Origin of the sequence: Micromonospora sp. NPDC005203, assembly GCF_042872705.1 — a bacterium.
Taxonomy (GTDB): Bacteria; Actinomycetota; Actinomycetes; order Mycobacteriales; family Micromonosporaceae; genus Micromonospora.
This window is the reverse complement of record NZ_JBIAKV010000004.1, coordinates 101,503-125,392: the sequence shown is the minus strand read 5'-3', so window position 1 is coordinate 125,392 and position 23,890 is coordinate 101,503. Positions and strand designations below refer to the sequence as shown.

Here is a 23,890-nt window from a genome sequence, read left to right as displayed (position 1 = left end):
GATCTTCACTCCGCCACCGGGCTCCCGACCAGATGATGCTGTGCAGCATCGGGCCGCCAGGCTCGGAGCTGCCAGAGCTAGGAGACGTCGAAGAGACGTCGCCCGTCGTACTCGGCGAAATCCTTGCCGTTGAAGGTCGCCAGCGGCAGCCGTTACGGCCGCTCACCTCGGGCGGTACTCGACCTCGGGACGGCCGGGGGTGCCGTAGCGCGGGCTGCGGACCGCGCGGTCGACGGTCACCAGGTATTCCAGGTAGCGGCGGGCGGTCACCCGGGAGATACCGGTCAGCCCGCTCACCTCGGTCGCGGACAGTCCCACCTGTGGGCCGGTCCCGTCGGTGAGGGCGGCGCGGACCCGATCGAGGGTCTGCGCGTCGAGGCCCTTGGGCAGGCTGTGCCCGGCGGTGCCGCGCAGGGTGGCGAACATCTGGTCCACCTCGTGTTGGGCGGCGACCTCGCCGACGGCGAGCGCCTGGGCGCGATAGTCGGCGTAGCGCTCCAGCTTGTCGCGGAACGCCGCGAACGTGAACGGTTTGAGCAGGTAGTGGGTCACCCCGAGGGACACCGCGGTGCGCACCACCGCCAGGTCCCGGGCGGAGGTCACCGCGAGTACGTCGACGTTGCTGCCGGCGGCCCGCAGCGCCCGGCAGACGTCCAGGCCGTGCAGGTCGGGCAGCCGAAAATCCAGGAGTACGAGGTCCACGTCACCGCCGCCGCCCGCGCGCAGCGCCGCCATCGCCGCCCGCGCGGTGTGCGCCACCCCGACCACCACGAAACCGGGAACCCGTTCGGTGTACGCGGTGTGCGCCTCGGCCAGCAGCGGCTCGTCCTCGACGACCAGCACCCGGATGTCGGTCATCGCGGGGCACCGCCTACCGGCAGGTGGACCGTGAACAGGCTGCCGCCGTCGGCCGAGCGGGTCACCTCGTAGCGGCCACCGTGGCGGCGGACCACCTGCCCGATCAGCGCCAGACCGAGACCCCGCCCCGTGCTCTTCGTGGACCAGCCACGGCGGAACGCGTCCGCCACCCGGTCCGCGGCCAGCCCGGGTCCGCTGTCGGCGACCCGGACCACCAGTTCGTCGTCGAGGGCGCCGACGAAGACCCGTACCGTGCGCGGCGGGGGCGTGCCGGCGACCGCCTCCAGGGCGTTGTCGATCAGGTTGCCGACGACGGTGAGCAGGTCGTTGGTGGGCAGCGGGCTGTCGTCGAGGCGGCAGTCCGGCTCGATGACCAGGTCCACCCCGCGCTCGCCGGCCTGTGCCGACTTGCCGAGCAGCAGCGCGGCCAGGGCCGGCTCGGTGACGGCGTCGACCACCCGGTCGGTCAGCTGTTGCGCCAGGGCCAGGTCCCGGGTGCCGAGCCGGACCGCCTCGTCGGCCCGGCCCAGCTCCACAAGCGTCAGGACCGTGTGCAGCCGGTTGGCCGACTCGTGGGTCTGCGCCTGCAACGCCTCGGTCAGCGCGCGGACCGAGTCCAGCTCGCTGGCCAGCGTGCGTAGCTCGGTCTGGTCGCGCAGGGTCAGCACGGTGCCCAGCGGCGCCCCCTCGAAGCTGGCGGTCCGCTGGTTGGCCACCAGCACCCGGTCACCGGCCAGCGTGGGCTCGTCGAGGGCGTCGCGGCCGGCGCCGAGCAGCTCGGCCACCGCGGGCGGCAGGTCGATCCCGGCCACCGGCCGGTCGGTGACCGGCTCGTCGGCGTCGAGGCCCAGCAGGCGCCGACCCTCGTCGTTGATCAGCGCCACCCGTCGATCGGTGGTCAGCACCACGAGACCCTCGCGCACCGAGTGCAGGACCGCGTCGTAGTACTCGTACATCCGGGTCATCTGCGCCGGTCCCAGGCCGTGGGTCTGCCGGCGCAGGCGGCGGCTGAGCAGCCACGAGCCGGTCGCGGCGAGCGCGAGCGCCGGCGTCGCGACGCCGAGCAGCACGGGAAGTTGGCGCAGCAGCTTGCGGTTGATGGCCCGGGTGGTGATGCCCACCGACACCAGGCCGACGATGCGCTTCTGCTCGTCGTACACCGGCACCACCGCACGCACCGACTCGCCGAGCGTCCCGACGTTCGTGGTGGTGAACGCCCGGCCCGCCAGGGCCGGACCGATCTCGCCGACGAACGGCTCGCCGATCCGGTCCCGGGTCGGGTGCGAGAAACGGGTGCGGTCGGGGGCCATCACGACGACGAAGTCGGTGCCCGTCGCCTTCCGGGTCGATTCGGCGTACGGCTGAAGGATGCTGGCCGGGTCGGCGGTCGTGAGGGCCGCGCGGACGTCGGGGGAGCCGGCCACGGTCTGGGCCACCGCGAGCACCTCCTCCTGCGCGGCCTGATGAGAGTCGACGCGGGCCAGCCAGACCGCGCCCGTCGCGCCGGCCAGCACGAGCAGCGTCACCACCATCGCCTGGAGGGCGAAGAGTTGCCCCGCGATGCTCCACTGCCGTCGGGCCACCTTCACCACCTCCTCGTCGCGCCGCTGCCGTTGTCGGGCCGCTGCCGCTGCCGCTGCCGCTGCCGCGTTCGCGGTGAACAGAATGACCGCAAGGCTGTCAACGGGTGAGACACGGTTCACATTGTCAACATGGACACCACCGCATCCGCCACCACACCGGCACCGGCGGTCCGCCGGGACCGTACCCGTTACCTGTACCTCGCCGTCATCGTGGCCGTGCTCGCCGGCATCGTGGTCGGCCTGGTCGCCCCCGATTTCGGCAAGGAACTCAAGCCGGTCGGCACCGGTTTCGTCAACCTGATCAAGATGATGATCAGCCCGGTCATCTTCTGCACGATCGTGCTCGGCGTCGGCTCCGTCCGGCAGGCCGCGAAGGTCGGCAAGGTCGGCGGCCTGGCGCTGGGCTACTTCCTGACCATGTCGACGGTCGCGCTCGCCATCGGCCTGGTCGTCGGCAACCTCATCCACCCCGGTTCCGGCCTGGACCTCGGCCCGGACCTCGCGGGCGCGGGCAGGGCCGCCGCCGGTGACGAGGCCGGCGGTACGACGGAATTCCTGCTCGGGATCATCCCGACCACGCTGTTCAGCGCGCTCACCGAGGGGGAGGTGCTCCAGACACTGCTGGTGGCGCTGCTCGTCGGCTTCGCCGTGCAGGCGATGGGCCGGCGCGGTGAGCCCGTGCTCGGCGCGATCGCCGTCATCCAGCGGGTCGTCTTCAAGGTCCTCGCCATGATCATGTGGCTGGCGCCGGTCGGCGCGTTCGGTGCCATGGCCGCCGTCGTCGGCGCGACAGGCGTGGACGCCCTCAAGAGCCTTGCGCAGATCATGCTCGGCTTCTACGCCACCTGTCTGATCTTCGTGCTGGTCATCCTGGGCGCGCTGCTCTGGTTCGTGGCCCGGATCTCGATCTTCTCGCTGCTGCGGTACCTGGGCCGGGAGTTCCTGCTGATCCTGTCGACCTCCTCGTCGGAGTCGGCGCTGCCGCGGCTCATCGCGAAGATGGAGCACTTCGGCGTGAGCAAGCCGGTCGTGGGCATCACCGTGCCGACCGGATACTCCTTCAACCTGGACGGCACGGCGATCTACCTGACCATGGCGTCGCTGTTCATCGCCGACGCGCTGGGCAATCCGCTCTCCATCGGCGAGCAGATCTCGCTGCTGCTGTTCATGATCATCGCTTCGAAGGGCGCGGCGGGCGTCACCGGCGCCGGCATCGCGACCCTGGCCGGCGGGCTCCAGTCGCACCGGCCCGACCTGGTGGACGGGGTCGGCCTGATCGTCGGCATCGACCGGTTCATGTCGGAGGCCCGCGCGCTCACCAACTTCGCCGGCAACGCGGTGGCGACCGTGCTGGTCGGCACCTGGACGGGTGAGTTCGACCGGGACCGGGCGGCCGGAGTGCTGCGCGGCGACGACCCCTTCGATGAGGCCACGATGCTCGACGACCAGGACGACGAGTCGGCGGCACGCCCCGACGAAGCAACCACGCCGGCCGGCGTCCCCGCCTGACCGTCCCGCCTGTTGGTCCACGGCGCTGATCGACACGGGATCGGCGATACCGGGGCATCCGAGCGCGTAGGACACCCCGATATCGCTCTCCGGGGCGAGCGCCGCGACCATCGCCACCCTGCTCGGGCTGCACCTGGTGCCTGCGGCGGTGATGATCCCCATCCTGACGCGGAGCCTCCGCACCCGAACCGACTGATCGGTCTCGTCAGCGACGCCGATCAGGCGCTGAGGGGGAGTTGCGGAACGCTCGCGCAGACATGCCGAAGGCGGCGGTGAACACCCTGCTGAAGTGGGCCTGGGAGGGAAAGCCCCAGCGGGCGGCGATGGTGTGGATGGGCCACCGGCGGTGCAGGGGATCGCGCAGGTCGCGCGCGCACCGGTCCAGGCGCCTCGTCCGGATGATCTCGGCGACTGTCTGGTCCTCGGCCTCGAACGCCCGGTGCAGGCTCCGGAGCGAGACATGGTGCGCGGCCGCCACCGTGCCTGGGGAGAGGTCCGGGTCGCCGAGGTGCTCGTCGATGAACGCCTTGACGCGCACGCGCAGGCTATGCCCGCGTACCTCGGTCGGCAGGGCTTCGGTGAGGTCCAGGCGCTGGGCCAGCGTCGCGGAGACGAGGTCCCGGGCGACGATGCCCAGCAGCGGAACGTCGCGCTCCTGGTACTGCTCCGGGTGGCCCAACACCTGGTGTACGAAGTTGCTGAGCAGTGCGCCCATTCCCTCGGTGGCAGGAATGTCGGTGGCGAGGAGCTGCGCGATCTTGTTGGGATGCAGCGGTACGAGACCGTGCGGCACGAGGATCGTCAGGGTGGTCAACAGACCCTCGTGCCGCGACCGCCCCTGGTGCGACGACTGGTGCGGTCGTGACGTGTCGACGACGGCGAACCGCCCCGGCGTGAAGAGGTTGGTCCGCCGCTCCTGTTCCACCCCGCCGTGCCCGGACAACGGCAGCGCGAACTCGTACATCTCCGGGTCGCTGCGGCGGATGAACGTGCTGGTCCGCTGCATGTCCAGGGACGGGTACCGCCACGACGACAGGACGATCTCACCCAGACTGATGACCTCGGCCCGGGCCTGGAAGTTTGCGGCGTGGGCACTGTGGATCCGCATCGGGACCGACTCACGTGCCACCAGGTCGTGCCAGTAACCGAATCGCTCACTCGCGGGAACGGAGATCGTGTCCGCCGAGCCTACGGTGAGCACTGGCTACCTCGTATTCTGTCGATGTCGGCGACCCGGTGACGACAGCGCCGCCGACCGGAATGAGAAGATCACCCTAACTCCGGCTCAGGTTCGGCGCGGCGGCGTCGTCGCCTCATGTTCGTAGAGCGCCCAGACACCGGGCCATCACCCGGTAGGGGATGGCCTGGCCCCTGGTCTGGTCGACGGTGCCCACCAGGTGCAGGTCGAGCTGTGGACAGTGGAAGAGCCACGTCCCGGTGACTCCTGAGTGGCCGACGAGCGTGACCGGGCGGCGCCCCGACGACATGAGCCGACCGACAGTGAAGAACATGGTGCCCAGCCCGTACCTGAGCACGGGGATGTTGCGCAGCCGGTTGCGCCGCTCGGTGAGCATCCCCGCTGAGCGGGTGTCCCGGAAGAGGGCTCCACCAAGAAGCGCTCGCTGAAAGGTGAGGAGATCGGCGGTGGTGCTGAACAGGTCGTTGCAGGATCCGATCATCGAAGGCACCTCCACGCGGCGCTGCTTCGCGTGGAGCCGCGAGGGCGGTGCGGACGCCGCAGGTGGCGGTGGATCCCCCGGAAGCCAGGTGTGCGTCAGGTCGAGCGGGCCGAGGATCCGTTCGGTCAGCAGGTCCGCGAACGACCGACCGGTCACCGTCTCCATGATGCGGATCAGCAGCTGGAAGCCGGTGTCGGAGTAGCGGGCCTTCTGCCGTACGGCAGTGAGGTCCTGCGGCGCGAAGTGCGGGCGCTGCTGCTCGCGCGTGGTCCGCACGGTGTCCTCGAAGGTCCAGGCCAGATCCTGCCCGGTGGCCAGGCGCTCATTCAGGCTGGGGCCTTCCCGACGCCTCTCGAAGTGGTCGGGCAGGCCGGACGTGTGACTCGCGAGGTGGCGCACCGTGATCGCCGACGTCCGGTCGATTCCTCCGAGGACATGCAGGCCAGTGGTCGTCTCCGCCGGCAGGTAGCTGGTGATCGGCGCGGACAGGTCGAGTTCACCGCGCTCGTGGGCCTGCAACACCAGCGCGATGATGAACCGCTTGGTGACGCTGGCGATGAAGAACGGGGTCTCCGGACGCACCGGTTGATCGTGGGTGCCGACCGGCCCGCGGGCAGCCGACCAGCGCAGCGTCCCGTCGCCGCTGGCGACGGCGAGGTTGACGTGGTGTACGCCGCGGTGCGCGACGAGATTCTCCAGCAAGCCCGTCAGCCGCGCGTCGACACCGGCGGGAACGTGATTGTCCTGAGCGGTGATCGTGGTCGGTGGCGATCTCACCAACACATGTCTACTAGACATGTCTGTGAGAGGCAACGACCTAGACTCGGCCAATGGCCCACGTGATCCTTGGTCTGCTCCTGATCACCCCGCAAAGCTTCTACGACCTCATCAAGGGATTCGAGGCCGGCGTCGCGCTCTTCTACAGCGCAAGTTCCGGAAGCATCAAACGGGCGCTGGACACCCTGCTCACCCGAGGGCTCATCGAGGTGGCCAGCACCGAAGCCGGCGGGCGGGGACGGAAGGTGTACCGCGTCACCGACGCCGGCCGGCAGGAGTTCCACGCGTGGATGACAGGAGAGCTGACCGGGTCCGATCTGGAAACCGCAGCGCTGTCCCGGCTCTACTTCCTCGGTCTGCTGAAGCCAGACGAACGCGTACCGGCGCTCCGCAGGGTCACGGGCCGCATCGAGAACGACCTCGCCAGGCTCTCGGCCCTCGCCACGCACCTCAAAGACCTGGAGGTCGCCGAGGAGCACCGTGACCTCGCCACCCATCAGCGCGCAACGCTCGACTACGGCATCGCCGCACACCGCTTCACGCTCGACTGGTTCCGCGATCACACCAACCGACACGTTCAGGGCCACCTGCGCGACGAGCATCCGAAGGTCCGCGTCCAACGCCTCGGCTGACGCGCCGACCCGTGTCAGCTCACTGCGTCCAGGGCCGCCGCGCAGAACTCGGCCGGTGGCAGGTATTCGTGGGCGGAGACGTAGTGGGGCAGGAGTTGAGGTGCGGCGTACACGACGCCGTCGCCCTGGACCTGGAACTCGGCGCTCTCGCGGGCGATCAGGCCCTGCCGAACGGCTTCTCTGGCGTCCTCGCCGATGTCCCGGATGCAGATCTCGCAGAAGTGGTATCCGCGTGTCTGGCGGACCCGCGCCGTGGCCAGCTTCGTCAGGGCCGGCATCAACCCGTCCGGGGAAGCGCCGGTCGGGAACGGATGCGCGGCGTCCAGCCAGCCGACGTTGAGCAGCGGCAGGTCCGGCCATGGCTCGTCGGCTAACCCTGGCTCGTCCTCACGCCGCTCCAGGTACGTGTACGGCGTCAGGTCCGCGAAGTAGGTCACGGGTCCTGCCTACCCACTCTCGCTCGGCGTGACTCGTCCGCACTCGGGGCATCGACGACGCGTCGCATGGACGTCTGAGCCGTGGGGTGAGTGCGTCGATGTCCGCTCAGAGTTCGCGGAGCGACCCGTCGTACCAGACGAGAGTGCGAGCCCGACGTGAGTCCGTTGGCCGGGCGGCGCGGGCTCATCCGGCGTTGGCACACGGCTCACCATCGCCGCACTTGACAGGTGAGGTGTGAACGTTAACATCGACAACCACCACTGTCTGTCGGGAGGTCCGATGACGCTCGTCCTCGCGCGTTCCACCGCAGGCCGGATGGCCGGGCTCACGGCTCTGGTCGTGCTGCTCGCCATCGGCCTCAGCGTCATCTCCCCGAAACCGGCCGCGGCCTGGGACAACGGCACGGCGGACACCCCGCCGATGGGCTGGAACAGCTACGACTCGTTCAACTGGCGCGTCACCGAGTCCGACGTCCGGGCCAACGCCGACTACCTGCGGGACAACCTGCGTCAGCACGGTTGGCAGTACGTCGTCATCGACTGGGCCTGGTACTACCCGGGCCAGCACAACAACAGCCCCAACCAGGACGCCAGCCTCAACCCCCGGCTGCGGATGGACGCCAACGGGCGGCTGCTGCCGGACACCACGCGGTTCCCCTCGGCGGCGGGCGACAACGGGTTCAAGCCCCTCGCCGACTACGTGCACGCGCAGGGGTTGAAGTTCGGCGTCCACCTGATGCGCGGCATCCCCCGGCAGGCGGTGGCCGACAACGTGCCCATCCTCGGCACCAACTGCCGAGCCAACCAGATCAACAACAGCACCACCGCGGCCTGGCTCAACCTGATGTGGGGCCTGAACATGTCCAACGCCTGCGCGCAGGCGTACCTGGACTCGGTGTTCCAGCTTCTGGCCAGTTGGGGTGTCGACTACGTGAAGGTGGACGACATCGCGGCCCCGACGTACCGGCAGTCCGAGGTCGAGGGGTACCGGACAGCGATCCAGCGCAGCGGTCGGCCGATGGTGCTGAGCCTCTCGCCCGGCGCGACGCCGCTGGCCAGCGGCGGGCACGTGCGGGACAACGCGCACATGTGGCGGATCGTCAACGACCTGTGGGACAACTGGTCGTCGCTCGACGCGCTCTTCGACCAGCTGCGCAACTGGACGCCGTACCGGACGACTGGTGCCTGGCCCGATCCGGACATGATCCCGATCGGGCGGCTGTCGAAGTACGGCCCGGTCGGCTCACCTCGCTACTCCGCGCTCACCGCCGATGAGCAGCGCACGCTGATGACCCTGTGGGCGATCAACCGGGCGCCGCTGATGTGGGGCGGCAACCTGGTCGAGAACCGCGCCGCCGAGTTGGCGCTGATGACGAACGCGGCGGTGCTCGCCGTCGACCAGAACAGCGCCAACAACCGGCAGCTCGTCGGTGGCACCCGGCAGGTGTGGACCGCCGACGTGCCGGGCACCGACCACCGGTACGTGGCCCTGTTCAACCGCGAGAGCGCCACCGCGAACGTCTCGGTGAACCTGGCCGACCTGGGCATCGGCTCCGCCACCGTCACCGACCTGTGGTCCGGCACCGGCCTCGGCACCGCCACCGGCACGCTCACCCGGTCGATTCCCGCCCACGGCAGCGGCCTGTACCGACTGGCGCCGCTGACCACGACCCCCACGCCGACCACCTACACCGTGGCCGCGCGGCACAGCGGCAAGCTCCTCGACGTCTTCAACGCGTCCACCTCGGACGGCGCGAACGTCGTGCAGTGGGGCGCGAACGGGCAGGCCAACCAGCGGTGGCGGTTCTCCGACACCGGTGGCGGCTACGCCACGGTGACAGGCGTCAGCAGCGGCAAGTGCCTCGACGTGTACGGCGGCGCGAGTGCCACCGCCGACGGCGTCCGGGTCATCCAGTGGGCGTGCAACGGCGGCACCAACCAGCAGTGGCGCGTCGAGGACCTCGGCACCGGCTACGTCCGGCTCGTCGCCCGCCACAGCGGGAAGTGCCTGGACGTGCTGAACGCCGCCACCGCGGACGGCGCCCAGACCGTGCAGTGGACCTGCGGCACCGGCACCAGCCAACAATGGCGACGCACCACCGTGTAGCGCTCAGCGGCGGCGTGCCCGCCACCTCGCGGGGAATGGTCCGCGAAACCCGCCGCCACCAGCAGGTCCGGAGCGAGAATGAGGGGTGCCGCGACGAACCGGGGGAGCAGGCGTACGGGCAAGCGGCGTCCTCGGCCGGCTCTGCCGCCGTGACCCGGGCGATGCCGTCCTGCGGCGGGCGGCACGCCTGACACTCGTCGCGTCCGTCGTCTTCTACGGCTGCCGCTACGGCGCGGGCAGCTCGGTGCTCGCCACCTACGGCCTGTTCGGCACGATCGCCGCCGGGTCGTTCGCGCAGTTGCCCGGGCCGGCGCCGCAACGGGCGCGGATCCTCGTCACGGCACTGCCGGCCGCCTGGGCGCTGATCGCCGTCGGCTCGTTGTTGGCGTGGAGCACGTGGTCGGCGGCCGGCGGGATGCTTGTCGTCGGGTTCGTCGTGGCGTTCGCCGGGGTGGGCAACCCGCGCCTGGTGGGGTTGGCCAGCGCGTTCCAACTCTTCTACATCCTGGCATCCTTCCCGCCGTACCAGCCGGGCACCCTGCCGGAGCGACTCGGCGGCGTCACGCTCGCCGTCGTGCTGCTCGCCGCGGCGGAGGTGCTCCTCTGGCCCGATCCGGTGCCGGTCTCCTACCGGCAGCGCCTCGCCGTCGCGGCGGGCGGCGTCGCGGCGTTCCTCGACGTCGCCGCCGAGAGGTTTACCGACCCGCACGCCGGTCCGGGTGGTCGGGACCCGCGGCGCGAGCGCGCGTACGACCTGGTGGCCGCCACCGCGCTGGGCCGCAACCCACCGGAGTGGGCACCGAGCGCGGCGGGCGCCCAGGATCGAGCGTTGCGGATCTGTGCGTCCGCGCTCCGCGAGGCGCTCGCCGAGGCGGACCGGTTGGTGGCGGACGCGCCGCCCACACCGAGTGGGGACCCGGCGGCGGCGCGTCTGCTGCGCTCGTGCGCGGACACGACCCGCGCCGCCGGCCGGACCCTGACACCGGGTGCCCCGGTGGTGGGTCTCGACGACCTGGACGCCGCGATCGGGCGGGCCGAGATGGCGTACCTCGCCGGAGAGGGCGACGGCCGCCACCCGCCGGACGTGTCCCGGTTGTGCCGGGACGCGACGGCGCTGGCCCTCGCCGACCAGACCCGGGTCTTCGCCGTCGGCGTCCGGGTGGCCACCGGGTCGCGGCCCGAGGGCGAGGACGCCCGGACGGGGCTCTTCGCGTACGCGGGGCACAGCCCGTGGCGGCTGTACTGGTGGCAGTTCCGCTCCCACCTGGCACCCCGCTCAGCCCACCTGCACAGCTCTCTCCGGGTGGCCGTGGCGCTCACCATCGCCCGGGTCGCCGCCGGGGTGCTGAATTTGACCCACGGTTTCTGGGTGCTGCTGGCCACCCTGACCGTCCTGCGTACCTCGGCCGCCGACACCCGCACCGCCCTGCGGCCGGCCCTGCTGGGCACGATCGCCGGTGCCGTCGTCAGCGGCGGGCTGATGCTCGTCGTCGACAAGCCGATCGTGTACGCCGTCGTTTTGCCGGTCACCCTGATGCTGGCCTTCGGCGTCGGTCGCCTGCTCGGTCCGGTGTGGCAGCAGGCGCTGTTCACCCTGCTGCTGACCGTCGTCTTCGCCCAGCTCAGCACCGAAGGGTGGCGGCTCGCCGAGACCCGCCTCGTCGACGTGCTGCTCGGCGCGGTGATCGGCGTGCTCGCCGGGGTGGCGATGTGGCCGCGCGGCGCGAGCCACGACCTGCGGCACAACGCGACAGGCTATCTGGGTGCCAGCGCGGACGCCGTCGAGCAGACCGTGCTGGCGATCCTCGGTAACGCTCCGGCTCCCGACCGTGCCCTCGACCGGGTCCGGCGCCGAATGATCCTCGTCGACTCGTCGTACTGCCAGTACCACTCGGAGCGGCACCATCCGCACCAACAGCAGGTGAACTGGGACGCCGTCCTGAGCGCCGGGCACCACGTGGTGCCCGGCGCGGAGTCGCTGTTGCGCCGTAACCCGCCCGGCTGTCTCGCCGACTGGCCGGCGGCGGCGACCCTGCTGCGGGACTCCGCCGCGCACCTGCGCTCGGCGTACGACGACGTCGCTCGCGAGGTGGCACACGACCGGGCCGCGGACCCGACGTCCGACCGGACCGGCGGTTGCGCCGACGAACTGGACCGGGTCCGTCCACTGCTCGGCGGGAAGGACCCGCGGTCGGTCCGGCACCTCGTGGAGGTCGACAGGTGGCTCACCGGCCTCGCGGCCAGCCTCGCCCGAATCCGCCCACCGGCTGGCGATTCGGCCCCGATGTGACCGATCCGGTGCCCCAACCAGTCATGGAGTGTGGGAGTCCACCGGAGCACGGGAGTGAATCATGGATCAGAACCTGCGGATGCTCTTCGACCGGGCGATCGACGACGAGCCCGCACTGCCGTCGACCGACCTGGCCGGCGCGGCGATGGCGGCCGGCACCGGCCTGCGCCGACGCCGGCAGCGCCTGGTGACGGCGGGCGCGGCAGCCGTGGCCGCCATCGCGGCGGTCGGGGTGGTGAACGTGGCAGCACCGCCGCAACGCTCGGCCCCGGCACCGACGACCGTGCCGGCGGCGTTCGGAATGCTGGTGAACGAGGTGTGCGAGTTTCCCGCCCGGACGGCCGTGACCGACGCTGTGGTCTTCCTCGACGACAACGTCACCGATCAGCAGCGCGACGAGGTCAGACGTGCGCTGGACGCGGACCCGGCGATCCGGACCGTGGTGTTCGAGAGTCGCGAGCAGGCGCTGGCGACGTTCCAGAAGATGTACGCGGACGCGCCCGATCTCGTCGCCAGCGTCCAGGCCAGTCAGTTTCCGGAGTCGTACCGGATCACCCTCGCCGCGCGGGAGCAGTTCGCCGAGCTGAGGGTCCCGGTCGAACGCCTGCCCGGGGTCGACGAGATCATCGGCATCGACTGCCCGGCCGGCGCGAGCGCGTTGGTGGTCGACTGATGGCAAATGTCCGCTGGGGCGCGGGCCGACGGCGCGAGCAGACCGCCCGGCAGGCGGAGTTCACCGCCTTCGTCGAGACCACCGCGCCGCGACTGCGCCGGACCGCCTACCTGATGTGCCGCGACTGGCACCTGGCGCAGGACCTGACCCAGACCACCTTCGCGAGGATGTACGCGAACTGGAGCCGGATCCGGCACACCACGAACCTCGACGCGTACAGCCGGCGGGTGCTCATGAACGTCGTCTTCGACCACGCGAAGCGGCGTAGCGCCACCGAGCTGGTGCTGGCTGAGCTGCCCGAGGCGGCGCCCCGACGGCTCGACGACACCGCGGAGTTGCACGTCACCCTCCTTCGGGCGCTTGCCACCCTGCCCCTTCGGGACCAGGCCATCGTCGTGCTCCGGCACTGGGAGGACCAGAGCGTCGAGGCAGTCGCCAGCACCCTCGGCGTCTCCGTCTCGGTGGTCAAGACGCAGAACGCCCGCGCACTGACCAGGTTGCGGACGGTGCTCGGCCAGGACTTCGTCCGGATCTGACAGGCCGCCGATCGCTGATTGGTCCTGCCCGTTCGACGCCGCCTCGCCTAACGTCGGCGAGATGGAGATCGAGCAGGCGCAGAAGCTGTGGCAGCCGGAGCCCGGCTGGTTGAACACCGCCTCCTACGGGTTGCCGCCCGAGCCGGCGTGGACGGCACTACAGGACGCCCTGGGCGCGTGGCGCGTCGGCCGCACGTCGTGGGAGGGCTGGGGCGAGGCGGTACACCGGTCCCGTACCGCGTTCGCCGCCCTGATCGGGGTGCCGGCCGCTGACGTCGCGGTCGGCGCGGCCGTGTCGCAGATCCTCGCGCCGGTCGCGGCGGCCCTGCCGGCGGGGGCGACGGTGGTGGTCCCCGAGGTCGAGTTCACCTCCAACCTGTTTCCGTGGCTGGTGCAGGAGGAGCGCGGGATCAAGGTCCGTACGGTGCCGCTGGCTGGCCTCGTCGACGCGATCGACACCGACACCGACGTGGTCGCGTTCAGCCTGGTGCAGTCGGCCGACGGGACGGTGGCGGCGTACGACGAGATCGTGACCGCGGCCCGCGCGCACGGCGCGTTGGTGGTGGTGGACGCGACCCAGGCGTGCGGCTGGCTGCCGTTCGACGGGAGCCGGGCCGACGTGGTGGCCGTCGGTGGCTACAAGTGGCTGATGAACCCGCGCGGCACCGCGTACGCCTACCTGGCCCCGGCGTTGCGTGACCGGCTGCGCCCGGACGCCGCCGGCTGGTACGCGGGCCGCGACCCGCACGCCTCCTACTACGGCCCGCCGCTGCGGCTGGCCGACGACGCCCGCCGGTTCGACATCTCCCCGGCCTGGTTCAGCTGGGTCGGCGCGGCGCCGGCGCTGGAGGTGGTCGCCGAGATCGGCGTGCCGGCGATCCAGGCACACGACGTGGCGCTGGCCAACCGGTTCCTGACCGGGCTTGGCCGGCCGCCGGGGGAGAGCGCCATCGTCAGCGTCGACGTGCCGGACGCGGAGCAGCGCCTGGCGGCGGCCGGCATCCGGGCGGCGGTCCGCGCCGGACGGGTCCGCGCGTCCTTCCACATCTACTCCACGGAGGCTGATGTGGACGCGGCGTTGGAGGCGTTGACGGGGTGACTCCGCTCAGGCGAGGTGACCACCGATCTTCGTGTAGCCGCGCAGCAGGTCCCGGGAGATGATCAGCCGCTGCATCTCGTCGGTGCCCTCGAAGATCCGGTAGAGCCGGACCTGCCGGTACCACCGCTCGATGGGCAACTCCCGGGTGTAGCCCATGCCGCCGTGGATCTGGAGCACCCGGTCGACCACCCGGTTGACCATGCCGGCGCCGTAGAGCTTGCCCATCGACGACGCGTGCCGGGGATCCAGGCCCTGATCGACGGTCCACGCCGAACGCAGCACCAGCCACCGGGCCGCCTCCAACTCGGTCTCCGAGTCGGCGATCATCCACTGGATGGCCTGGTTGGTGCCGATCTTCGCGCCGAACGTCTCCCGGGTGTTGGCGTAGTCGATGGCCATCTGCAGCACCCGCTCGGCGATGCCGATGGCGTGCGACGGGATGGTGTAGCGGCCCTTGCCGATCCACTCCATGCCCAGCGTGAAGCCCTGCCCGATCTCGCCGAGGATGTTGCGGTGCGGCACGCGGACGCCGTCGAAGATGAGCGACGCGGGACCGCCCTCGCCCATGGTCTGGATGAACTCCGAGCGCCACCCCATCGTCCGGTCGACCAGGAAGGCGGTGGCCCCACCGTTGCGGGCGCCCTTGTCCCGGTCGGTCACCGCGACCACGATGGCGAAGTCCGCGTCGTGCCCGCCGGTGATGAAGGTCTTCTCGCCGTCCAGGACCCAGTCGTCGCCGTCGCGGCGCGCCGAGAGCCGGATGTTCGCGGCGTCCGAGCCGGCCCCCGGCTCGGTGATCGCGAAGCAGGAGCGCCGCTCGCCCTCGATCGTCGGGAGGAGGAACTCCCGCTTCTGCTCCTCGGTGGCGTGGAACAGGATGTTGTCGGCCTCCCCGCCGAAGCGGAACGGCACGAACGTGCGGCCCAGCTCCGTCCAGATCAACGACTGGAGTACGGCCGGCAGGTTCATGCCGCCGTACTCCTCGGGGGTGGCCAGGCCCCAGAAGCCGAACTTGCGGGCCTTGAGTTGCAGTTCGCGCACCTCGGAGTGGTCCAGGCCCGGCTGGTGCGCCCGCTCCCGGCGGAGCACCTCGGCTTCCAGGGGCATCACCTCGCGGCTTATGAACGACCGGACGGTGTCCCGCACCGCCCGCTCCTCGTCGGTCAGCGAAAAGTCCACGGTGGTCCTCCTGGCGTCGGAGCTGCCGGTCACCATTAAACTAGCGGTGCAAGTTTTGCCGCGTCCAGACCCCCACCGCCGAGACCCGCGAGGAGCGCAGTGCCCCGACCCCGCCAGCCCCGCCTCACCCGGCAGCTGATCGTCGAGACCGCCACCGCGCTCATCGACGCCGAGGGCCTGCCCGCCTTCTCCACCCGCCGGCTCGCCGCCGAGCTGGGCGTCCGCGGCCCCTCGCTCTACAACCACTTCGCCACCAAGGACGAGATCCTCGACGCCGTCGCCGACACGGTCACCGGCGCCGTCGACACCAGCGGCTTCGCCAGCCGGGACTGGGCCGCCGCGCTGCGCGACTGGGCCTGGTCGTACCGGCGGGCGCTCACCGCGCACCCGAACATCGTGCCGTACCTGGCGCAGGGGCCGGGCCGCCGACCGGCCGCCCTCGCCATGGCCGACGCCGTCTACGGCGGGCTGGTACGCGCCGGCTGGCCGCCGGCACGCGCCACCCACATCGGCGCCGCCCTGCGCTACTTCGTGGCCGGGTCGGCGCTCGGTTCGTTCGCCCGCGGCTTCGTCGAGGACCCCGAGCTGTACGCCGCGCACTACCCGCACCTGCGGCAGGCGCACCGGCTCGCCGAGCACCAGCAGAGCGTGGACGAGGGCGCCTTCGCCCTCGGCCTGGACGCGTTGCTGCACGGCCTGGCCGCCGAGTACGCCCGCAGCGTCGGCACGGTGGAGTCCGGGCGGTCCAGCGGGTAGCGTCCAAACTCCCAGCGCTAGTTTCATCGCCCGCCGCGACTCCGTCGCCACCGCCCGCCGCGACTCCGTCGCCACCCCCGCCGCCATCGCCCGTCGACCACCCCCGAAGGGACGCCATGGACCTCGCCGCTCCGCCGTCGCAGCTGCCCGACACCCTGCGCCTCCGACGTCACCTGCACATCGGCGGCGAGTGGACCTCTCCCGCCGGCGCCGACCTGCTCGAGGTGGAGAATCCGAGCACCGGCGAGCCGATCGGGCAGGTGCCCGCCGGCACCCCGGCCGACGTGGATCGCGCCGTCGCCGCGGCCCGCGCCGCCTTCCCCGGCTGGGCGGCCACCGCCCCCGGCGAGCGTGCCGCCCACCTCGACCGGCTGCACACCGCGCTCGCCGCCCGCGCCGACGACCTCGCCCGCACCATCGCCGTGGAGCTGGGCTCGCCGCTCAGGTTCGCCACCCGTGTCCAGGTCGGGCTGCCGCTGACCGTGCTGCGTGACCACGTCGCGCTCGCCGCCCGACCACCCGTCGAGGAGAGCATCGGCAACTCGCTCGTCGTCCGCGAGCCGGTCGGCGTGGTCGGCGCGATCACCCCGTGGAACTACCCGCTGCACCAGGTGCTGGCCAAGCTGGCGCCCGCGCTGGCCGCCGGCTGCACGGTGGTCCTCAAGCCCAGCGAGTTGACCCCGTTGACCGCGTACCTGCTGTTCGACGCCGTCACCGAGGCCAGCCTGCCGCCGGGGGTCCTCAACCTGGTCCCCGGCACCGGAGCGGTGGTCGGCGAGGCCCTGGCCGGGCACCCCGACGTCGACCTGGTCTCGTTCACCGGCTCCACCGCCACCGGCGCGCGGATCATGCGCCTCGCCGCCGACCGGATCGCCCGGGTCGCGCTGGAGCTGGGCGGCAAGTCCGCGAACGTGATCCTCCGCGACGCCGACCTGGCCGGTGCGGTCAAGGTGGGCGTCGGCAACGCCCTGCTCAACTCCGGGCAGACCTGCACCGCGTGGACCCGGATGCTGGTGCACCGCGACCGGTACGCCGAAGCACTCGACCTGGTCGCCGCGGCGGTGGCCGGCTACCGGCTCGGTGATCCGTTCGATCCGGCCACGCGGCTCGGCCCGCTGGTCTCCGCCGTCCAGGTCGAGCGGGTCCGTGCTCACGTCGACCGGGCTCTCGCCGACGGCGCCCGGCTGGTCGCCGGCGGCCCGGACGCTCCGGTGCCGGCCCAGGGGCACTTCGTCGCCCCGACCGTCTTCGCCGACGTGCACCCCGACAGCGCGCTCGCCCAGGAGGAGGTCTTCGGCCCGGTCCTCGCCGTCCTGGCGTTCGACGACACCGACGAGGCGGTCGCCATCGCCAACAACTCGCGCTACGGGCTGGCCGGCGCGGTCTGGTCCGCCGACACCGCGGCGGCGCTCGCGGTGGCCCGGCGGCTGCGGACCGGCGCGGTCGACATCAACGGCGCCCCGTTCAATCCGCTCGCCCCGTTCGGCGGCTACAAGCAGTCCGGCCTGGGCCGAGAGTTGGGCGTACACGGGCTCGCCGAGTTCTGCGAGCTGAAGGCGATCCAGCGATGAGCGCCGCCGAGCCGTCCCCGGCCGCGCCGGGCCGCGGCGAGCCGGTCATCGTCCGCGCGCTTGTCGCGCGCGGGGCCGGCGCCGAGCTGCGCGTCGAGCGGATACGCCTGCCCGCGCCCGGTCCGGGCGAGGTGCGGGTGACGATCCGAGCCGCCGGCGTCTGCCACTCCGACCTGTCCATGGTGAACGGCACCATCGCCGCGAGGTTCCCGCTGGCGCTCGGGCACGAGGCGACCGGCCTCATCGCCGAGGTCGGGCCGGGCAGCGCCCTGCGGGTCGGCACCCCGGTGGTGCTCAACTGGGCGCCGGCCTGTCGGGCCTGCTGGTGGTGCCGCAACGGCGAGCCGTGGCTCTGCGCCGACACCACCGCCCCGACCGTGCCGCGCGGCGAGACCGAGGACGGCGTCCCCCTGCACCTCACCCTCGGCCTCGGCGCGCTCGCCGAAGCGGTGGTGGTGCCCGAGAACGCCGTCATCCCGATCCCGGCGGGCCTGCCGCCGGAGCGGGCCGCGTTGCTCGGCTGCGCGGTGCTCACCGGTGTCGGCGCGGTCCACAACACCGCCCGGGTCGCGCCCGGCCAGTCGGTTGCGGTGATCGGGCTCGGCGGGGTCGGGCTCGCCGTGCTCAGCGCCGCCCGCCAGGCCGGCGCCACGACGATCCTCGCGGTCGACGTCGCCGAGGCCAAACGGGACCTGGCGCTCGCCGCCGGGGCGACCGACTTCCTGCTCTCCGACGACCGGCTCTCCAAGGAGGTACGGGCGCGCACCGAGGGCCGGGGCGTCGACCACGCCTTCGAGTGCGTCGGCCGCGCCGCCACCATCCGCGCCGCCTGGCGGCTGACCCGGCGCGGGGGAGTGGTGACAGTGGTCGGCATGGGCGCCAAGGACGACATGGTCAGCCTCGGCGCGCTCGACATCTTCCACTCCGCCCGTACTCTGCGCTCCTCGGTGTACGGCTCGTCCGACCCGGAGCGGGAGGTGCCGGCGCTGGCGGCCAAGCTGGCCGACGGTGCGCTGGATCTGCGCGTGCTGGTCAGCGGCACAGTCCCGCTGGACGACGCCCCCACGGCGTTCGCCCGACTGGCGCGAGGCGAGGGCGCTCGCTGGGTGGTCACCCTGGACTGAGCCGAGTGGGTCGGCCACCGCCGTTCACCCGGACGCGTGTCACATCCGCGCCCGCAGCACGTCGACCTCGCAGCCTGGCGACGAGGGGTCGAAGCCGTGCTGGACGAGCCAGCGGATCGCCAGCAGGCTGCGCAACGACCACCACGCCCGGATCACGTCGGCGTCGACGTCGACGCCGTAGCCGGTGACGACGTCGTCGAGGCGCTCCTCGTGCCCGAGCGTCAACGTGGCGAGGTCGAAGAGGGCATCGCCCCGGCACGCCTCGGACCAGTCGAGCACGCCGGTGATCTCGTCGCCGTCAACGAACACGTGGGCGATCTGTAGGTCGCCGTGGGTGAACACCGGCGTCCACGGCCGGAGCGCGGCCTCGGCGACGTGGCGGTTGCGGGTGACCAGGTCGGTGGGAAGAACGGCGTTGCTGACGAGCCACTCGCACTCGCCGTCGAGCTGCCCGGCCAACTCGTCGCGGCTGCGGCCGGGCCAGGGCGGCAGCGGCGCGTCGTGCAGCGTACGAGCGGCGGCGCCGGCCGCGGCCCAGGCCGCCGGCGACGCGGTCGACGGCGTACCCAGGCGACCGAGCGCGGTTCCGGGCAGGGCGGCGAGCGCGAGTACCGGCGGCCGGTGCCAGCGGACCTCGGGAGTTGGGACCGGTGCGATCGCCATCGCCTCGACCTCGACGTCGGCGCGTACCGGATCGGCGTCGATCTTCAGGAACGTGTCGCCGACGCGCAGGGTCGCGCGTTCGCGATGGGCGACGACGACTTCGACTTCCTGCACAGCAGGCATTATCGCCACCCGACCACCGGTGTCCCAGGGGTTTGTCGGCGACGAGGGGCGTGCCTGGCCCGGCGCTCTGGGCTGGCTCCGAACGGGCCAACCCCGGGCGCCCGGGCGACGAAGGCCGGGCGACAGATCAGAAGGGTGGGGCGTCCTCGCCCATCAGCGCCAGCACGACGCCACCCTTGCCGCTCTTGAGGCCCTGGACCACGACTTTGCCGGTGCTGCCGTCGGGCAACTCCAGGGTGAAGGTCTTTCCGATCGCGTTCTTGGGGCCGTTGCCGGCGCTGTTGGCGGGGCGGAAGTCGCCCGCCCAGGGTGCGATACCGCCCCTACGGGCCGGCTCGGCGAAGAGCGCGGCGGTGCCGGGGGTCCGGGTGCCGTCGGAGGAAAGGAGCACTGAGGCGCTGCGAAAGGTAGCCATATGCGCCAAGGCTAACCCGGACGGCGCCCATTCGCGGCACCACCGCTGCCCGGGACGGCGATTCGGTCGCCGCCCCTTGCGGCTGGAGCAATACCTAGCAGTACAATGCATCGTACTTCTAGGGTTAGGGGTGGGAGGCTTCATGAAGGTCGCCAAGGATCTGGTCGCCGCCTCGGCGACACCGATGGTGCTCGGCATCCTGGCCGAGGGTGAGAGCTACGGATACGCCATCCTCCGGCGGATCAACGAGCTGTCCGGGGGTGAGCTGGACTGGACCGAGGGGCTGTTGTACCCGCTGCTGCACCGGCTCGAGCGCCTCGCCTATCTGGAGTCGAGCTGGCAGGCGGTCGCCGGTGAGCGCAGGCGCAAGTACTACCGCATCACCGACCGGGGCCTGGCCGAGCTGGCCGAGCAGCGCCGGCAGTGGGACACCGTCGTGGGCGCGCTCAAGGAGATCTGGCACGACCGGGCGCCACTGGCGGCGTACCCGCTGGAGGGTCCCGCATGACGACGCACGACGGGCCGGAGGAGCTGGAAGAGCAGTTCGCGCAGTGGCGCCGGTACGTGCTGCGCCGCAGGGAGTTGCAGGCGGTGGACGCGGACGAGCTGGAAGACCACCTTCGCGGCTCCGTCGACGAGCTCGTCACCGCCGGCCTGAGCCCGGACGAGGCGTTCCTGGTCGCGGTGAAACGGATGGGCAGCCTCGACGACCTCTCCCGCGAGTTCGCCCGGGAACATTCGGAACGTCTATGGAAGCAGTTGGTGCTGACCGGCGACTCCGACGGTCCGGTCGCCGGCACGCGCTCCCGCCGGGACCTGTGGGTCATGCTCGGCTGCGCGGCGGGTGCGGTGGTGTCCGTCAAGGCACCCGCGCTGTTCGGGTTGAGCCTCGACGACGACGGCTCGTTCTACGCGCGCAACGCCACCCTGTTCGCGCTGCCCTGGCTGGCGGGGTTCCTGGCCTGGCGCCGGCAGGCCCGGCCGGCGGTGCTCGCGGTGCTGGTGGCGCTGTTCGCGCTCGGCGTCGCGGCGGCCAACGTCTACCCCCTGCCGGACGACTCGCAGTCCGTGGTCGTCACCGGCGTCCACCTGCCCATCGCTCTCTGGCTCGTGGTCGGTCTGGCCTACGTCGCCGACGACTGGCGCTCGTCGCGTCGACGCATGGACTTCATCCGCTTCACCGGCGAGTGGTTCATCTACTTCGTGCTGATGGCCCTCGGCGGCGGCGTGCTCGCCGCGTTCCTGTTCAACACCTTCGCGGCCATCGGTATCGCCCCGGAGGCGTTCGTCTCGCAGTGGCTCCTGCCCTGCGGCGCGGCGGCCGCGGTCGTGGTGGCCGGGTGGCTGGTCGAGGCCAAACAGGGTGTCGTGGAGAACATCGCGCCGGTCCTCACCCGACTGTTCACGCCGCTCTTCACGGCCGCCCTGCTCGCCTTCCTCGTCGCGGTGGTCTGGACCAGCCACGGCATCGACGTCGAGCGCGAGGCGCTGATCCTGTTCGACCTTCTGCTGGTCGTGGTGCTGGGGCTGCTGCTCTACTCACTCTCGGCCCGTGATCCGCTGGCCCCTGCCGGAGCGTTCGACAAACTTCAACTCGCGCTCGTGGTCAGTGCGTTGGCCATTGACGTACTGGTGCTGTTGGAGATCACCGGGCGCATCACCGACGAGTACGGCAGCACGCCCAACCGGGCGGCCGCGCTCGGCGAGAACGTGATCCTGCTGGTCAACCTCGCGTGGGCGGCGTGGCTCCTGCTGACCTTCATCCGCCGGCGCACGCCGTTCACCACCCTCGAACGCTGGCAGACCGGCTACCTGCCGGTCTACGCGGCGTGGGCCTGGATCGTGGTCCTCGTCTTTCCCCCGTTGTTCAGCTACGCCTAACTGTCACCCGCTACCGCATCCGCCCCTCGGAGGTAACCGACGGTTACCCCGGGGGGCGGCTGTGCCCACTGCCCCAGGCCGGGCGATGCCCACCAACCAGGTGGTTGACAAGGGCTCACACAGCTGCTGAACTATCAACCAACCGCTTGGTTGAGGATGGGTGATGACTGAACAGCTCGACCGCCGGCAGGCCCTGGTGCACGCGGCGTTCTCGGCGATCGCCGAGAACGGCTTCGAGGGGTTCCGGCTGCGACCGATCGCTGCCGCGGCAGGCATCGACCACTCCACCCTGCACCACTACTTCCGCACCAAGGCCGATCTGATCGCCGCGGTGCTCGAGCACGTGACCAGCCAATTCGAGGCGACGATGCACACCGATCTGGAACCCGCCGCCCGGTTGCGGCAACACCTCAGCGAGATCGCCACCGCCGTCGCGGAACGGCCCGAGTTGTTCGTCGTACTCGATGAGCTTGATCTTCGCGCTCGACGTGACGCGTCCACCGGGGTCGATATCGAGCGCGACGAACAGGGGTGGCGTGACGCCCTCGCGGCGATCTTCACCGAAGGCGTCGCGCACCACGTCTGGTCGGTGAACCTCAACGTCGCCGCCAGCGTCGAGCTGGTGATCGCCACCGTCAAGGGCATCCGCCTGCGTCCCGACAAGGCCGAGTCGGTTGTCAACCAACTGTGCGACCTCTTCTCACCAGAAGGACTCACCCATGATTGACGTCCTCATCGTCGGCGGCGGCATCGGCGGCCTCGCGCTCGCCCAGGGTCTGCGTAAACACGGCCTCAACGCCGCCGTGTACGAGCGTGATCGGCGCCGCGACGACCGGGTGGACCGCTACCGGCTCGCGATCAACCCGGCGGGCAGCCGGTCGCTGCGTGCCTGCCTGCCCGACCGACAGTGGCAGGCGTTCACGGACACCGCGGGCCGCCCCGGTGGCGGCTTCGGTTTCCTGGGCGCGGACCTGCGCACGCTCGTCCTCGTCGAGGACGCGCTCATGCATCCCGACGATCCCGACCCCGCGGAACGGGCCTACCCGGTCGACCGTCAGACGCTTCGCGGCGTCCTCCTCGACGGACTCGACGACGCCGTCCACTACGACAGGACATTCGTTCGCTACGAGCTCGCCGCCGACGGTCGGCCCACCGCGCACTTCGCCGACGGAACGTCCGTCAGCTGCGACGTCCTGGTCGGCGCCGACGGGATCAACTCCCGGGTACGGGCGCAGTACCTGCCGACCGCCACTCGGCGCGACACCGGCGCGGTGGGCGTCGGGCTCAAGTTGCCGCTGAACGACGACACCAGAGCCTGGCTACCCGCCCGGCTGGCGGACGGCATGAACCTCGTCCTGACCGGTGCGCCGTACTTCCTGTTCACCTCCGTGTTCGAACGCCAGCAGCCGGTCGGGGACGACTATCTGCTCTGCGCGTTCGTCGGCCGCAACGAACTGTTCCCCTCGCGTCCGGAGCGCCTCGACGGCACACAGTTGAAGACCTACGTCGCCGGGCTGATCACGCACTGGCACCCCGCGCTCCGCCGACTGATCGACGAGTGTCCACCAGGGGACGTGAGCGCGTTTCCGTTCCAGGCGTCCGACCGCCCGGCCCCCTGGGCGCCCGCACGGGTCACCGTGCTCGGCGACGCCGTGCACGGCATGCCGCCGGCCGGCGGTAACGGCGCCAACACCGCACTGCGCGACTCCGCCCTGCTCACCCGCCAGTTGTCCCTGGCCGGCACCGGCCAGCTGCCGCTGCTCGACGCCATCGGCGAGTACGAGACCGAGATGCGCGAGTACGGATTCCAAGCCGTCGACCTGGCCCTGCGGACCCTCCACCAGGGCATGGTGAGCAACCCGCTGAACGTGGGCCTGACCCGTGGCTGGTTCAGCCTCTGCGACATCGTGCCGCCGCTGCGCCGGATGACCTTCGGCGCGAGCTGGGCCAAGGTCAGCGCTCCCCGCCCCTGGGAGCGGGCCGGCGCGCGCTGACGCG

23 protein-coding genes are annotated in these 23,890 nt (G+C 71.5%); 15 read left to right on the top strand and 8 right to left on the bottom strand.

Going from position 1 to position 23,890, the window contains the following annotated elements:
* Positions 1 to 162: 162 nt before the first annotated feature.
* Positions 163 to 858 (bottom strand): response regulator, encoded by a 696-nt coding sequence (locus ACFYPM_RS12335; RefSeq protein WP_387194725.1) that lies wholly within the window; start codon positions 856 to 858, stop codon positions 163 to 165.
* Positions 855 to 2,561: an ATP-binding protein gene (locus tag ACFYPM_RS12330; protein ID WP_387194722.1), complete on the bottom strand. Its 1,707-nt coding sequence runs from the start codon at positions 2,559 to 2,561 to the stop codon at positions 855 to 857. Before ACFYPM_RS12330 ends, ACFYPM_RS12335 begins: the two co-directional genes overlap by 4 nt.
* Before the next feature lie 9 nt (positions 2,562 to 2,570).
* Between ACFYPM_RS12330 and ACFYPM_RS12325 the strand changes: the two genes are divergently transcribed.
* A complete protein-coding gene (locus ACFYPM_RS12325) occupies positions 2,571 to 3,950 on the top strand; it encodes a cation:dicarboxylate symporter family transporter (protein WP_387194720.1) in 1,380 nt (459 codons plus the stop codon).
* A 79-nt stretch (positions 3,951 to 4,029) separates the two neighbouring features.
* Complete coding sequence (locus tag ACFYPM_RS12320) at positions 4,030 to 4,146, top strand: DUF6069 family protein (RefSeq protein WP_387195429.1); 117 nt, start codon at positions 4,030 to 4,032, stop codon at positions 4,144 to 4,146.
* Positions 4,147 to 4,155: 9 nt separating this feature from the next.
* Here the strand turns inward: ACFYPM_RS12320 and ACFYPM_RS12315 are convergent, their stop codons facing one another.
* The gene (locus ACFYPM_RS12315) at positions 4,156 to 5,151 is read right to left on the bottom strand and encodes a helix-turn-helix domain-containing protein (protein WP_387194717.1); all 996 of its coding nucleotides are present in this window, start codon (positions 5,149 to 5,151) and stop codon (positions 4,156 to 4,158) included.
* A 112-nt stretch (positions 5,152 to 5,263) separates the two neighbouring features.
* Positions 5,264 to 6,406, bottom strand: coding sequence for a serine hydrolase domain-containing protein (locus ACFYPM_RS12310; RefSeq protein ID WP_387194714.1), 1,143 nt, complete (start codon positions 6,404 to 6,406; stop codon positions 5,264 to 5,266).
* Positions 6,407 to 6,459: 53 nt separating this feature from the next.
* Between ACFYPM_RS12310 and ACFYPM_RS12305 the strand changes: the two genes are divergently transcribed.
* Positions 6,460 to 7,038 carry a helix-turn-helix transcriptional regulator gene (locus ACFYPM_RS12305; protein ID WP_387194711.1) on the top strand — a complete coding sequence of 193 codons (579 nt, stop codon included), beginning with the start codon at positions 6,460 to 6,462 and terminating at the stop codon, positions 7,036 to 7,038.
* A 14-nt stretch (positions 7,039 to 7,052) separates the two neighbouring features.
* Here ACFYPM_RS12305 and ACFYPM_RS12300 read toward each other — a convergent pair whose 3' ends face one another.
* Positions 7,053 to 7,475: a hypothetical protein gene (locus ACFYPM_RS12300; protein ID WP_387194708.1), complete on the bottom strand. Its 423-nt coding sequence runs from the start codon at positions 7,473 to 7,475 to the stop codon at positions 7,053 to 7,055.
* 280 nt (positions 7,476 to 7,755) lie between these two features.
* Between ACFYPM_RS12300 and ACFYPM_RS12295 the strand changes: the two genes are divergently transcribed.
* From ACFYPM_RS12295 to ACFYPM_RS12275, 5 genes are all read left to right on the top strand, one after another.
* Positions 7,756 to 9,582 (top strand): alpha-galactosidase, encoded by a 1,827-nt coding sequence (locus ACFYPM_RS12295; RefSeq protein ID WP_387194705.1) that lies wholly within the window; start codon positions 7,756 to 7,758, stop codon positions 9,580 to 9,582.
* 85 nt (positions 9,583 to 9,667) lie between these two features.
* A complete protein-coding gene (locus tag ACFYPM_RS12290; protein ID WP_387194703.1) occupies positions 9,668 to 11,872 on the top strand; it encodes an FUSC family protein in 2,205 nt (734 codons plus the stop codon).
* Positions 11,873 to 11,933: 61 nt separating this feature from the next.
* Positions 11,934 to 12,545, top strand: a complete 612-nt coding sequence (locus tag ACFYPM_RS12285) for a permease-like cell division protein FtsX (RefSeq protein WP_387194700.1) — start codon at positions 11,934 to 11,936, stop codon at positions 12,543 to 12,545.
* Positions 12,545 to 13,081 (top strand): SigE family RNA polymerase sigma factor, encoded by a 537-nt coding sequence (locus tag ACFYPM_RS12280; protein ID WP_387194697.1) that lies wholly within the window; start codon positions 12,545 to 12,547, stop codon positions 13,079 to 13,081. Before ACFYPM_RS12285 ends, ACFYPM_RS12280 begins: the two co-directional genes overlap by 1 nt.
* Positions 13,082 to 13,142: 61 nt before the next feature.
* Positions 13,143 to 14,180, top strand: a complete 1,038-nt coding sequence (locus ACFYPM_RS12275; protein ID WP_387194694.1) for an aminotransferase class V-fold PLP-dependent enzyme — start codon at positions 13,143 to 13,145, stop codon at positions 14,178 to 14,180.
* 6 nt (positions 14,181 to 14,186) lie between these two features.
* On the opposite strand, the gene ACFYPM_RS12270 is transcribed toward ACFYPM_RS12275, so the two are convergent.
* Positions 14,187 to 15,359, bottom strand: a complete 1,173-nt coding sequence (locus tag ACFYPM_RS12270) for an acyl-CoA dehydrogenase family protein (RefSeq protein WP_387194691.1) — start codon at positions 15,357 to 15,359, stop codon at positions 14,187 to 14,189.
* 99 nt (positions 15,360 to 15,458) lie between these two features.
* Between ACFYPM_RS12270 and ACFYPM_RS12265 the strand changes: the two genes are divergently transcribed.
* The 3 genes from ACFYPM_RS12265 to ACFYPM_RS12255 all read left to right on the top strand — a co-directional run bounded on the left by ACFYPM_RS12265 (position 15,459) and on the right by ACFYPM_RS12255 (position 18,810).
* Positions 15,459 to 16,115, top strand: coding sequence for a TetR/AcrR family transcriptional regulator C-terminal domain-containing protein (locus tag ACFYPM_RS12265; protein WP_387194689.1), 657 nt, complete (start codon positions 15,459 to 15,461; stop codon positions 16,113 to 16,115).
* 116 nt (positions 16,116 to 16,231) lie between these two features.
* Positions 16,232 to 17,686, top strand: a complete 1,455-nt coding sequence (locus ACFYPM_RS12260; protein ID WP_387194686.1) for an aldehyde dehydrogenase family protein — start codon at positions 16,232 to 16,234, stop codon at positions 17,684 to 17,686.
* Positions 17,683 to 18,810, top strand: coding sequence for a zinc-binding dehydrogenase (locus ACFYPM_RS12255; RefSeq protein WP_387194683.1), 1,128 nt, complete (start codon positions 17,683 to 17,685; stop codon positions 18,808 to 18,810). Before ACFYPM_RS12260 ends, ACFYPM_RS12255 begins: the two co-directional genes overlap by 4 nt.
* Before the next feature lie 39 nt (positions 18,811 to 18,849).
* Here the strand turns inward: ACFYPM_RS12255 and ACFYPM_RS12250 are convergent, their stop codons facing one another.
* Both ACFYPM_RS12250 and ACFYPM_RS12245 read right to left on the bottom strand, forming a co-directional pair.
* The gene (locus ACFYPM_RS12250) at positions 18,850 to 19,596 is read right to left on the bottom strand and encodes a phosphotransferase family protein (RefSeq protein ID WP_387194680.1); all 747 of its coding nucleotides are present in this window, start codon (positions 19,594 to 19,596) and stop codon (positions 18,850 to 18,852) included.
* Positions 19,597 to 19,723: 127 nt separating this feature from the next.
* Positions 19,724 to 20,011, bottom strand: a complete 288-nt coding sequence (locus ACFYPM_RS12245) for a hypothetical protein (RefSeq protein ID WP_357569861.1) — start codon at positions 20,009 to 20,011, stop codon at positions 19,724 to 19,726.
* A gap of 142 nt (positions 20,012 to 20,153) precedes the next feature.
* On the opposite strand from ACFYPM_RS12245, the gene ACFYPM_RS12240 reads away from it, so the two are divergent.
* The 4 genes from ACFYPM_RS12240 to ACFYPM_RS12225 all read left to right on the top strand — a co-directional run bounded on the left by ACFYPM_RS12240 (position 20,154) and on the right by ACFYPM_RS12225 (position 23,886).
* Positions 20,154 to 20,519, top strand: a complete 366-nt coding sequence (locus ACFYPM_RS12240; protein WP_387194677.1) for a PadR family transcriptional regulator — start codon at positions 20,154 to 20,156, stop codon at positions 20,517 to 20,519.
* Positions 20,516 to 21,892, top strand: coding sequence for a permease prefix domain 1-containing protein (locus ACFYPM_RS12235; protein WP_387194674.1), 1,377 nt, complete (start codon positions 20,516 to 20,518; stop codon positions 21,890 to 21,892). The genes ACFYPM_RS12240 and ACFYPM_RS12235 overlap by 4 nt, the downstream gene beginning before the upstream one ends.
* Before the next feature lie 163 nt (positions 21,893 to 22,055).
* Positions 22,056 to 22,619 carry a TetR/AcrR family transcriptional regulator gene (locus ACFYPM_RS12230; protein WP_387194671.1) on the top strand — a complete coding sequence of 188 codons (564 nt, stop codon included), beginning with the start codon at positions 22,056 to 22,058 and terminating at the stop codon, positions 22,617 to 22,619.
* Positions 22,612 to 23,886 carry an FAD-dependent oxidoreductase gene (locus ACFYPM_RS12225; protein WP_387194668.1) on the top strand — a complete coding sequence of 425 codons (1,275 nt, stop codon included), beginning with the start codon at positions 22,612 to 22,614 and terminating at the stop codon, positions 23,884 to 23,886. The genes ACFYPM_RS12230 and ACFYPM_RS12225 overlap by 8 nt, the downstream gene beginning before the upstream one ends.
* Positions 23,887 to 23,890 lie beyond the last annotated feature (4 nt).